At 75.3% G+C, this 12,903-nt stretch carries 2 protein-coding genes; both read left to right on the forward strand.

Going from position 1 to position 12,903, the window contains the following annotated elements; all coding sequences use genetic code 11:
• Positions 1–64 precede the first annotated feature (64 nt).
• Positions 65–4,690 carry an SDR family NAD(P)-dependent oxidoreductase gene (locus K7G61_RS35070; protein WP_225851208.1) on the forward strand — a complete coding sequence of 1,542 codons (4,626 nt, stop codon included), beginning with the start codon at positions 65–67 and terminating at the stop codon, positions 4,688–4,690.
• Positions 4,691–4,734: 44 nt separating this feature from the next.
• A partial coding sequence (locus tag K7G61_RS35075) for a type I polyketide synthase (protein ID WP_225851209.1) occupies positions 4,735–12,903 on the forward strand: 8,169 nt, incomplete at its 3' end.

The raw sequence follows: 12,903 nt of genomic DNA on the forward strand, positions 1-12,903 counted from the left end.
GGATGCGTTGGACGAGGTGTGCGCGTACTTCGACGCGGAGCTCGAACGTCCCTTGAGGGAGGTGATGTTCGAGGAGGGTTCCTCGGATCTGGACCGTACGGTGTATACGCAGGCGGGGTTGTTCGCGCTTGAGGTGGCGTTGTTCCGGTTGGTGGAGTCGTGGGGTGTCACGCCCGACTTCGTCACTGGTCATTCGATCGGTGAGCTGGCCGCGGCGCATGTGGCGGGTGTGCTGTCGCTGGAGGACGCGGTCCGACTTGTGGCTGCTCGTGGCCGGTTGATGCAGGGGTTGCCGGCTGGTGGCGCGATGCTCGCCGTGCAGGCGGATGAGGCGGCCGTGCGTGAGGCACTGGGCGGGCGGGACGACGTGGCGGTGGCGGCTGTCAACGGGCCCGAGGCCATCGTCGTCTCGGGTGCGAGTGACACGATCGCCGAGTTGGAGGCGGTGTGGCGTTCGCAGGGCCGCAAGGTCAAGCGGCTGACGGTCTCGCATGCGTTCCATTCGCCGTTGATGGAGCCGATGCTGGCGGACTTCCAGGCCATTGCCGAGTCGCTGACGTACCACGCTCCCCGTATTCCGGTGGTGTCGAACGTCACTGGTGATCTGACCGGTGACCTCACCGACCCCGCGTACTGGGTGACGCATGTCCGCGAGGCGGTGCGGTTCGCCGACGGGGTACACAGCCTGCACGGCGAGGGTGTGCGGACGTTTTTGGAGTTGGGGCCGGATGGTGTGCTGTCGGCGTTGGCTCAGGACGTTCTGAGCGGTGCCGGGGGTGCCGACGGTGTGGTGGCCGCTGCGGTGCAGCGTGCGGGTCGTGCGGGTGTGGAGGCGTTGTTCACGGGTGTGGCGGCGGCGTTCACGCATGGGGTGGACGTGGACTGGGAGGCGGTGTTCGCCGGTACCGGCGCCCGCCGCGTCGACCTGCCCACCTACGCCTTCCAGCGGGAGCGGTACTGGGTCGACGTCACCGGAAGGACCGCCGGCGACCCCGTCGCCCTCGGCCTCACCGCCGCCGGGCACCCGCTGCTGGGTGCCGCCGTCGACCTCGCCGACGGCGAGGGGCTGCTGTTCACCTCCCGGCTGTCCGTGCGGACCCACCCGTGGCTCGCCGACCACGCCGTCCTCGGCACGGTCCTCGTGCCCGGCACCGCGTTCGTCGAACTCGCCCTCCAGGCAGCCGAGTACGCGGGCGCCACCCTGGTGGACGACCTGACTCTGGAGGCCCCGCTCGTTCTCCCCGAGCGCGGTGGCGTCCGCGTCCAGGTACGGGTCGGCGCGCCCGACCCCGCCGGACGCATGTCCTTCGGCGTGTACGCCGCGCCCGACGCGGACGGCCCCGACATCGGCCCCGACGCGGGACAGCGGTGGACCCGTCACGCCGGCGGCTCCCTCAGTACCGGCCCGGCCCCCGCGCCCGAGGCGTACGGCACCCAGTGGCCGCCGGCCGGCGCGGAACCCGTCGCGCTGGACGACTTCTATGCCGCCCTCGCCGCCCGCGGCTACGCCTACGGCCCCGCCTTCCAGGGCCTGCGGGCCGTCTGGCGGGACGGCGACGCCCTGTGCGCCGACGTCGTACTCCCCGAGGAGCGCGCCGCGGAGGCCGGTACTTACGCCGTTCACCCGGCGCTGTTGGACGCGGCGCTGCACCCGGTGGGTCTCGGCGCGTTCATCAGCACCCCCGGCGGGCACCTGCCCTTCGCGTTCTCCGGCGTGGCCCTGCACGCCACCGGCGCCCGCGCCCTGCGGGTGCGGATCGCCGCTGCGGGCACCGACGCCGTCGCCGTGACCGCCGCCGACGTCAGCGGCGCGCCCGTCCTGTCCGTCGAGGCCCTGGTCCTGCGGCCGGTGGACGCCGGACAGCTGCGCGCGGGAGGCGACGCCGCGGACGGCCTGTACCGGGTGGACTGGACCCCGGCCGGCGTGCCCGGGACCGGCGCCGCCGACTGGGCGCTCGTCGGCCCCGACACCCTCGGCGCCGCCGACGGCCTGGGCCTGACCGTACTCACCGGTCTGGACGAGGCCGCCGCCCGCGCGCCCCGGGTCGTCGCCGTCACCGCAGCGGGCCCGGACGCCGCCCGGCACACCCTCGCGCTGCTGCGGGACTCGCTGTCCGACGACCGCTTCGCCGACGCCACCCTCGCCGTCCTCACCCGCGCCGCCGTCGTCACCGGCGCCGACACCGGGGCCTGCGACGCGGGCGCCGCCGCCGTGTGGGGCCTGGTGCGGTCCGCCCAGTCCGAGCACCCCGGACGGATCGTCCTGGTCGACACCGACGGCACCGCCGCCTCGTGGCCGGCCGTGCCCGGCGCGGTGGCCTCGGGCGAGCCGCAGACCGCCGTCCGCGACGGCGGCGTCACCTCCGCCCGCCTGCGGCCGGCAGCCGGCGCCGACACGCTCACCCCGCCGCCGGGCGCCTGGCGGCTGGACAGCGCCACCCGCGACACCCTCGACGCCCTCGACCTCGTACCGTGCGACACACCCGTGCTCGCGCCCACCGAGGTCCGGGTCGCGGTGCGCGCGGCCGGCGTCAACTTCCGCGACGTCCTGGGCGCCCTCGGCATGTACCCGGGCCGGGCCCCCGTTCTGGGCGGTGAAGGCGCCGGCGTCGTCCTGGAGACCGGCCCGGCCGTCACCGGCCTCGCCCCCGGCGACCGGGTGACCGGCGTCTTCCCCGGCGCCTTCGCTCCTTCCGCCGTCGCCGACCACCGCATGCTCGCGCCGATTCCGGAGGGTTGGTCGTTCGCCGAGGCGGCGTCGGTGCCGATCGTGTTCTTGACCGCTTGGTATGCGTTCCGGGATCTGGGGTCGGTGCGGGCGGGTGAGCGGGTGCTGGTTCATGCGGGTGCCGGTGGTGTGGGGATGGCGGCGATCCAGCTGGCCCGGCATCTGGGTGCGGAGGTGTTCGCGACGGCGAGCCCGGGCAAGTGGGACACGCTGCGCGGCCTCGGCCTGGATGACGACCACATCGCCAGCTCGCGTGACACGGGGTTTGCGGGGAAGTTCCTGGCGGTCACCGACGGCGAGGGTGTGGATGTGGTCCTGAACTCCCTGGCCGGGGAGTTCGTGGACGCCTCCCTCGAACTGCTGCCGCGGGGTGGGCGGTTCCTGGAGATGGGCAAGACCGACATTCGGGATGCCGGGTCGGTGCCGCGGGGTGTGGTGTACCGGGCGTTCGACCTGGTGGAGGCGGGGCCCGCGCGTATCGGCGAACTCCTGGCGGAGTTGCTGGAGTTGTTCGCGGCGGGTGCGGTGTCGGTGTCGCCGGTGCGGTGCTGGGATGTGCGGCAGGCGCGGGAGGCGTTCCGCTTCGTCAGCCAGGCCCGTCACATCGGCAAGGTCGTCCTGACCGTTCCGCACGACCTCGACCCGGACAAGACCGTCCTGATCACCGGCGGCACCGGCTCGCTGGGCGCACACGTCGCCCGGCACCTGGTGACCGAACACGGCGCCCGTCACCTGCTCCTGCTCAGCCGCCGCGGCCCCCAGGCCCCCGGAGCCGGGCAGCTGGTCGCGGAACTCGCCGCGGCCGGAGCCCGGGCCGAGGCCGTCGCCTGCGATGTCGCCGACCGCGACGCGCTGGCCGCCGTACTCGACGGCCGCGACCTGACCGCCGTCGTGCACACCGCGGGTGTTCTGGACGACGCGGTCGTGGAAGCCATGTCCGACGGGCAGCTGGAGAGCGTCCGCGGTCCGAAGGCCGTCGCTGCGGACCACCTCCACGAGCTGACCCGGCACCAGGACCTGGCCGCGTTCGTGCTCTTCTCCTCCGCCTCCGCCGTCTTCGGCGGCGCGGGACAGGGCAACTACGCTGCCGCCAACGCCGAACTCGACGCCCTGGCGCACCGCCGCCGCGCGCTCGGAATGCCGGCCGTCTCGCTCGGCTGGGGCCTGTGGTCGCAGACCGGCGGCATGACCGGCGAGCTCGCCGAGGCCGACCTGCGCCGCATGGCGCGCTCCGGCGTCGCCGCGCTCACCACGGAACGGGGACTGGCCCTCCTCGACGCCGCGCTCGCCCGCCCCGAGGCCGCTCTCGTCCCGATGGAACTCGACCCGGCGGCCCTGCGGCGCCAGGCCGACGCGGGCGAACTGCCGCCGCTGCTGGCGGCGCTGGTGCGCCGGCAGTCCAAGCGGGCCGCCGCCGTACCCGGCGGCGCCGACCCGGCCAAGGACTTCCTGGACCGCGTCGGCGCCCTCGCCGGCGCCGAACGGGACAAGGCCCTGCTGGACCTCGTCCAGGGGCACACCGCCCTGGTCCTGGGCCACAGCTCCGCGGAGAGCGTCGAGGCCGGCCGGGGCTTCCTGGAACTCGGTGTGGACTCCCTGTCGGCCGTCGAGCTGCGCAACCGGCTCGGCGCCGCCGTCGGCCACCGCCTGCCGGCGACCCTGATCTTCGACTACCCGACACCGGCGGCACTGGCCGCCCACCTCGGCGAGCGGCTCCCCGACGGCGACCGGTCCCCGGTGCCCTCGGTGCACGCCGGGATCGACCGCCTGGAGGCGCTCCTCGCGAGCGTCGCCGCCGGTGACGGCGAACGCGACGGCATCACGGCGCGGCTGCGCGACGTGCTGTCGTCCTGGACCACCACGAGCCGGGGCCGGGCAGCCGACGAGGCCGCCGACGTGCTCGAGGCAGCCACCGCGGACGAGCTCTTCGATCTGCTCGACAACGAGCTCGGCGCGTCCTGAAACGCACCGCCCCCCGTCTGAGAACGCCCAAAGAGGGACGCGAAATGGTCAATGAGGAGAAGTACCTCGACTACTTGAAGCGGGCGACCGCCGACCTGCGGGAGGCGCGCCGCCGGCTCCGCGAGGTCGAGGAGGCGAGCCGCGAGCCGATCGCGATCGTCGGCATGGCCTGCCGCTTCCCCGGCGGGGTGCGTTCCCCGGAGGACCTTTGGCGCGTGGCCGCGGACGGGGTCGACGCCATCGCGGAGTTCCCCGCCGACCGCGGCTGGCCGCTGCCCGGCTCCGGCGCCGCCGGCCCGGAGGCCGACGACCTCGCCGCCGTCCCCACCCTGCTGGGCGGTTTCGTCTACGACGCGGGGGAGTTCGACGCCGCCTTCTTCGGCATCTCGCCGCGTGAGGCGCTGGCCATGGACCCGCAGCAGCGGCTGCTGCTGGAGACGTCCTGGGAGGCGTTCGAACGCGCCGGCATCGTGCCGTCCGCCATTCGCGGCAACCAGGTCGGCGTCTTCGTCGGCGCCGCGGGGCAGGCGTACGGCTCGGCCGCCGACGGCGCGCTCCCCGAGGGCGCCGAGGGCCACCTGCTGACGGGCAACGCGGGCAGCGTCGTCTCCGGCCGGCTCGCCTACACCTTCGGCCTTGAGGGCCCGGCCGTCACCGTCGACACCGCCTGTTCGTCGTCGCTGGTCGCGCTGCATCTTGCCGTGCAGGCGCTGCGCGACGGCGAGTGCACGATGGCGCTCGCCGGCGGCGTGACGATCATGTCGAGCCCGGGCCTGTTCGTGGAGTTCCACCGCCAGCGGGGTCTGGCCGCCGACGGGCGCTGCAAGGCGTTCGCCGACGCCGCCGACGGCACCGGCTGGGGCGAGGGCGTCGGCATGCTGCTGGTCGAGCGGCTCTCCGACGCCCGCCGCAATGGGCACGACGTACTCGCTGTCGTCCGCGGCTCGGCGGTCAACCAGGACGGCGCCAGCAGCGGCCTGACCGCGCCCAACGGCCCCTCCCAGCAGCGCGTCATCCGCCAGGCCCTCGCCAACGCCCGCCTCACCCCGCAGCAGGTCGACGTCGTCGAGGCACACGGGACCGGGACCGCGCTGGGCGATCCCATCGAGGCGCAGGCGCTGCTGGCCACGTACGGCCAGGACCGGCCCGAGGGACGGCCGCTGCTGCTCGGCTCGATCAAGTCCAACATCGGCCACACCCAGTCCGCCTCCGGTGTGGCGGGCGTCATCAAGATGGTGCAGGCCATGCGGTACGGCGTGCTGCCCCGCACCCTGCACGTCGACCGGCCCTCCACGCACGTCGACTGGACCGCCGGCGACGTCGAACTCCTCACCGAGGAGCGGGAGTGGCCGTCCACCGCCGCGCCGCGCCGCGCCGCCGTCTCCTCCTTCGGCATCAGCGGCACCAACGCCCACGTCGTCCTGGAGCAGGACCCCGCCGCCGAGCCCGCCGCATCGGCGGGCTCCGACGGGTCCGCCGATTCTGCCGATTCCGCCGGTGACATGCTGCCCGTCGCCGGCCCGGTGCGCACCGCGCCCCTCGCCTGGACCCTGTCGGCCACCGGCCAGGAAGCGCTGCGCGCCCAGGCCGCCCGCCTCCTGGACGCCCTTGCCGCGAACCCTTCCGCCGACCCGTGGGACGTCGCCCACTCCCTCGCCACCTCGCGGACCGCCTGGCAGCACCGCTCGGTCCTCCTCGGCACCACCCGCGACGACCTGATCACCGGACTGACGGCGCTCGCCGCCGGCACCCCCGCCCCCGGCCGCGTCGACGGCACCGCCACCCCCGGCACCGCCGGCAGGCTCGCCTTCCTCTTCTCGGGCCAGGGCAGCCAGCGGTCCGGCATGGGCCGTGAACTGTACGGGGTGTTCCCGGTGTTCGCGGAGGCGCTGGATGAGGTGTGCGGGCTGTTCGATGCGGAGCTTGAGCGGCCGTTGCGGGAGGTGATGTTCGAGGCCGACTCCGCGGATCTGGACCGTACCGTCTATACGCAGGCGGGGTTGTTCGCGCTTGAGGTGGCGCTGTACCGGCTGGTGGAGTCGTGGGGTGTGCGGCCCGACTTCCTGGCCGGCCATTCCATCGGTGAGCTGGCGGCCGCGCATGTGGCGGGTGTGCTGTCGCTGCAGGACGCGGTCCGGCTGGTGGCTGCTCGCGGCCGGTTGATGCAGGCGCTGCCCGAAGGCGGCGCGATGCTGGCCGTCCAGGCGGAGGAGTCGGTCGTACGGGAGGCGCTGGCGGGCCGCGAGGACGTGACGATTGCGGCCGTCAACGGGCCCGAGGCGATCGTCGTTTCCGGCGCGGGCGACACCGTGGCCGAGTTGGAGACGGTGTGGCGTTCTGAGGGCCGCAAGGTCAAGCGGCTGACCGTCTCGCACGCGTTCCACTCGCCGCTGATGGACCCGATGCTGGCCGATTTCCGTTCCGTCGCCGAGTCGCTGACGTACAGCGCCCCTCGTATCCCCGTCGTGTCGAACGTCACCGGTGACCTGACCGGTGACCTGACCGACCCCGCGTACTGGGTGCGGCATGTCCGCGAGGCCGTGCGGTTCGCCGACGGGATCGCCACGCTGCGCGGCAAGGGCGTCCGCACCTACCTGGAACTCGGTCCCGACGGCGTGCTGTCCGCGATGGCGCAAGGCGTCCTCGCCCACGACGACACCGGCGCGATGTCCGGCTCGGCGCTCGGCGAAGCCTCCGGCGCCGCGCTGTTCCCGGCGCTGCGGGCCGCACGTCCCGAGGCGCCCGCGCTCACCGCGGCCTTGGCCGGCCTGCACACCCGAGGCGCCGGCGTCGACTGGGCCGCGTACTACGCCGGGTCCGGCGCCCGGCGCGTCGACCTGCCCACCTACGCCTTCCAGCGCACCCACTACTGGCTCGCCGGTGACGGCACCGCCATGCCCGCCGCCCGCGCGGCGGCCGGCGCCGACGCCGTGGAGACCCGCTTCTGGGACGCCGTCGAACGCCAGGACCTCGCGGCCGTCGAGGCTGCCCTCGACCTCGGCGGCGACGACGCGCCCGCCCTGGGCGACGTCCTGCCCCTGCTGTCCTCCTGGCGTCGCAAGCGCCGTGAGGCCGGAGCCGTCGACGCCTGGCGCTACCGTGTCGGCTGGGAGCCCGCCGACCTCGCCCCCTCCGCTCCCGCCGCCGGAACGTGGCTGCTTGCACTGCCCTCCGACGCCCCCGAGACCGCCGTCCGCGCCGCCGCCGACACCGTGCGGGCCCTGGAGGGCTCCGGCGGCACCGTCGTCACCCTCGCGTGGGACGCGGACGCGGACCGCGGCGCACTCGCCGAGCTGCTCACCCGCGCCGCCGCCGACCACCCCGGCGCCCGCGGCATCCTCACTCCGGCCGGCACCGACGAGCGCCCCCACCCCGGACTCCCCTCCCTCGCGTACGGATTCGTCCACGTCCTCACCCTCGTCCAGGCCCTCGCCGACGCCGGCGTCGCGCTGCCGCTGTGGTGCGTGACCCGCGGCGCCGTCGCCATCGGCCGCTCCGACGCGGCCGTATCCCCGGCACAGGCCGCGATCTGGGGCTTCGGCCGCGTCGCCGCCCTCGAACTGCCCGGCGCCTGGGGCGGACTGGTCGACCTGCCCGACGTCCTCGACGACCGCGCCGCCACCCGGCTGGCCGCCGTCCTCACCCAGGACGGCACGCGGCGCGCCGCCGAGGACCAGACCGCCGTCCGCGCTTCCGGCGTCTTCGCTCGCCGTCTCGCCCCGGCCCCGGCGCCCGCCACGGGCGTGGGGGAGTGGCGTCCCTCCGGCACCGTCCTCGTCACCGGGGGCACCGGCGCCCTCGGCGGCCAGGTCGCCCGGCTGCTCGCGCGGTCCGGCGCCGAGCACGTCGTCCTCGCCGGGCGGCGCGGCGCCGACGCCCCGGGCGCGGCCGAACTCGCCGCCGAGATCGAGGCGTCGGGCACCCGCGTCACCCTCGCCGCCTGCGACATGGCCGACCGCGCCGCCGTCGCCCGGCTGCTGGCGGCCGTCGACGCCGAGGGCATCCTCACCGCCGTCGTGCACGCGGCCGGCCTCGGCGAGATCCGCGCCCTCGCCGCCACCACCCCCGCCGAGGCCGCCGAGGTCATGGCCGCCAAAGCCGCGGGCGCCGACCACCTCGACGCGCTGCTCGCCGACCGGCCGCTCGACGCGTTCGTCCTCTTCTCCTCCATCGCCGCCGCCTGGGGCAGCGCGGGACAGGCCGTTTACGCCGCCGCCAACGCCCACCTCGACGCCCTCGCCGAGCGGCGCCGTGCCCGCGGTCTGGCCGCCACCTCCATCGGCTGGGGCCCGTGGGCCGACGCCGGGCTGGCGGCCGACGCCGCCGCCCGCGACCATGTCGCCCGCCGCGGCCTGACCGCGCTCGCCCCCGAGCGCGCGCTCGCCGCCCTGCGTACCGTGCTCGCCGTCCGCGACACCACCGTGGTCGTCGCCGACGTCGCCTGGGACCTGTTCGCGCCCAGCTTCACCACCAGCCGCCCCAGCCCCCTGCTGACCGGGGTGCCCGCCGCCCGCGCCGCCCTGGAGACCGCCGGCGTCCCGGACCCGGCGGGACAGCCCGAACTGCTCACCCGGCTGGCCGGCCTCACCGCGCCGGAGCGGGCCCGTACCCTGCTGGCCGTCGTCCGCACCGAGGTCGCCGCCGTCCTCGGCCACGCGTCCGCCGACCAGGTCGACCCCGGCACCGCCTTCCGCGACATGGGCTTCGACTCGCTCATCGCCGTCGAGCTGCGCAACCGCCTCACCACCCTGACCGGGCTGCGCCTGCCCACCACCGTCGCCTTCGACCACCCGACCCCCGCCGAACTCGCCGAGCACCTGCACCGGGCGACCGGCACCACCACGGCCGGCACACCGGCGGTCGGCACGCCGGCGGCCGGTACTGCGGCGGCCGGTGAGAACTCCCACGTCACCTCCGCCGACGCCACCCTCCTGCCCTCCGACGAACCCATCGCCATCGTCGGCATGGCCTGCCGCTACCCCGGCGACGTCACCTCGCCCCAGGACCTGTGGGACCTCGTGGCCGCGGGCACCGACGCCATCGGCGACTTCCCGGCCGAACGCGGCTGGGACGCCGAAGCACTCCACCACCCCGACCCCGACCACCCCGGCACCACCTACGCCACCCAGGGGGGTTTCGTCCGCGGCGCCGAGACGTTCGACCCGGGCCTGTTCGGCATCTCGCCGCGCGAGGCCCTGATGATGGACCCGCAGCAGCGGCTGCTGCTGGAGACCACCTGGGAGGCGTTCGAACGCGCCGGGCTCGACCCGACCTCCGTCCGCGGCTCCCGCACGGGTGTGTTCATCGGCTCCAACGGGCAGGACTACGCCGCCCTGCTGGCCGCCGCGGCCCAGAGCGGCGAGGGCTACCTCGCCACCAGCAGCGCCGCGAGCGTCGTGTCCGGCCGCCTCTCCTACACCTTCGGGCTCGAAGGCCCGGCCGTCACGGTCGACACGGCGTGCTCGTCGTCGCTGGTCGCGCTGCACCTGGCCGTGCAGGCACTGCGGGGCGGCGAGTGCACGATGGCCCTGGCCGGCGGTGTGACGATCATGTCCACGCCGGGCGCGTTCGTCGAGTTCAGCCGGCAGCGGGGTCTTGCCGCCGATGGGCGGTGCAAGCCGTTCGCGGCCGCCGCGGACGGCACCGGATGGGGCGAGGGCGTCGGTGTCCTGCTGGTCGAGCGGCTCTCCGACGCCCGCCGGCTCGGGCACGAGGTGCTGGCCGTCGTGCGCGGCTCGGCCGTCAACCAGGACGGCGCCAGCAACGGCCTGACCGCTCCCAACGGCCCCGCCCAGCAACGTGTCATCCGCCAGGCGCTGGAAAGCGCCCGCCTGACACCCGCCGACGTCGACGTCCTGGAGGCGCACGGCACCGGCACCGCGCTCGGCGACCCCATCGAGGCGCAGGCCCTCATCGCCACCTACGGTGCCGGGCGCCCGACCGGGCAGCCGCTGCTGCTCGGCTCGGTGAAGTCCAACATCGGCCACACCCAGGCCGCTTCGGGTGTCGCGGGTGTGATCAAGATGGTCGAGGCCATGCGCCACGGCCTCGTCCCCGCGTCCCTGCACGTGGACGAGCCGACCCCGCACGTCGACTGGTCGGCCGGCGACGTACGCCTGCTCACCGAGGCCACCGCGTGGCCCGAGACCGGCCGACCCCGCCGTGCCGCCGTCTCCTCCTTCGGTGTCAGCGGCACCAACGCGCACACCATCATCGAGCAGGCCCCCTCCGCGCCCGAGCACACGCCCGAAGGCACGCCCGCGCCCGAGCCCGCGACCGAGCCCGCGCCCGTCCCCGAGCCCACCGAGAACGCGACCCCCCACACCTGGGTGGTCTCCGGCCGCACCGACGAGGCCCTGCGCGCCCAGGCCGCCCGCCTCGCCACCGCCGTCGCGGACGCCGAGCCCGGCGATGTCGCACACGCGCTCGCCACCACGCGGGCCGCGCTGGAACGCCGCGCCGCCGTCGTCGGCGCCGACCGCGGTGAACTCCTCGCCGGCCTGGCCGCTTTGGCCGCCGGTGAGCCCGCTGCCGGTACGGTCCGCGGCACCGCCCGTGCCGTGCCCGGCACCGCCTTCCTCTTCACCGGCCAGGGCAGCCAGCGGTCCGGCATGGGCCGGGAGCTGTACGAGGCGTTCCCGGTGTTCGCGGACGCTCTGGACGCGGTGTGCGCGTACTTCGACGCGGAGCTGGAGCGGCCGCTGCGGGAAGTGATGTTCGAGGCCGGGTCGGCGGATCTGGACCGTACCGTCTACACGCAGGCAGCGCTGTTCGCGCTTGAGGTGGCACTGTTCCGGTTGGTGGAGTCCTGGGGCGTCACGCCCGACTTCGTCACCGGTCACTCGATCGGTGAGCTGGCCGCCGCGCATGTGGCGGGTGTGCTGTCGCTGCAGGACGCGGTCCGGCTGGTGGCCGCCCGCGGCCGGCTGATGCAGGCGCTGCCGGAAGGCGGCGCGATGCTCGCCGTGCAGGCCGACGAGGCCGATGTCCTCGCGGCGATCGAGGGCTGGGAGGACGTCACGATCGCCGCCGTCAACGGGCCCGACGCCGTCGTGGTGTCGGGCGCCGGGACGGCGATCGACGGCCTGGAAGCGGCGTGGCGGTCCCAGGGCCGCAAGGTCAAGCGGCTGACCGTTTCGCACGCGTTCCACTCGCCGCTGATGGACCCGATGCTGGCCGACTTCCGTGCGGTCGCGCAGTCGCTGACGTACAACGCCCCCCGTATCCCGGTGGTGTCGAACGTCACGGGTGACCTGACCGGTGACCTCACCGACCCCGCGTACTGGGTGACCCATGTCCGCGAGGCGGTCCGCTTCGCCGACGGCATCCGCACCCTGTACGCACAGGACGTTCGCGTCCTGCTCGAACTCGGCCCCGACGGCGTCCTGTCCGCCATGGCCGCCGAAACGGCCGTCGCGACCGCCACCACGACTGGAGCGGCCGCCGACGGCGTTCGCCACTGCGTGCCGGCGATGCGACGCGGCACGGGTGAGCTCCGCGCCCTGGCCCTCGCGATCGCCGAACTGCACGTCCGCGGGACGAAGGTGGACTGGGCCGCGTACTTCGCGGGATCGGGCGCCCGCCGCGCCGAGCTGCCCACGTACGCCTTCCAGCGCGAGCGTTTCTGGCCCGAGGCAGCGGCGGCCACCGCGGCGGCCGCGGAGGACGGCGTGTTCTGGAACGCCGTCGAGCGCCAGGACGTCGACACGATCCTCACCGCCCTCGACGCCGGGGACGCCGACCGCGAACGGCTCGGCGAGGTCCTGCCGGTGCTCGCCGGATGGCGCCGCCGCACGCAGGCGGCCCGTACCGTCGGCGCCCTGCGGTACCGCACCGTGTGGCACCGCCTGCCGGACGCCCCGGCCGCGGCCCTGACCGGCCGCTGGATCCTCGTCGGCGGCGCAGACACCGCCCGCGCCGACCGGATCGCCGCGGCCCTGACCGCGCAGGGCGCCGACGTCGTCCCGGTCGCGCTCCCCGCCGGCGCCGACCGGGCGGTCTGCGCCGACGCGCTGCGCTCGGCCGCCGGGGACCTGCCCGTCGCCGGGGTCGCCGTCCTTCCGGGCGACGGGCTCGACGCCGCCCACCCGGTGCTGGCCACCATCCAGGCCCTCGGCGACGCCGGCATCCCGGCCCGCCTGTGGGCGCTGACGCGGGGCGCCGTCTCCGTCGGCCGCTCCGACACCCTCACCACGCCCACCGAAGCCCTCGTC

The organism is Streptomyces sp. HPF1205 (genome assembly GCF_020400825.1).
Taxonomy (GTDB): Bacteria; Actinomycetota; Actinomycetes; order Streptomycetales; family Streptomycetaceae; genus Actinacidiphila.

Excerpts from the sequence above, each read along its gene's own strand:
- K7G61_RS35070 (WP_225851208.1), top strand. The coding sequence starts at position 65 with ATGTTCGAGGAGGGTTCCTCGGATCTGGACCGTACGGTGTATACGCAG.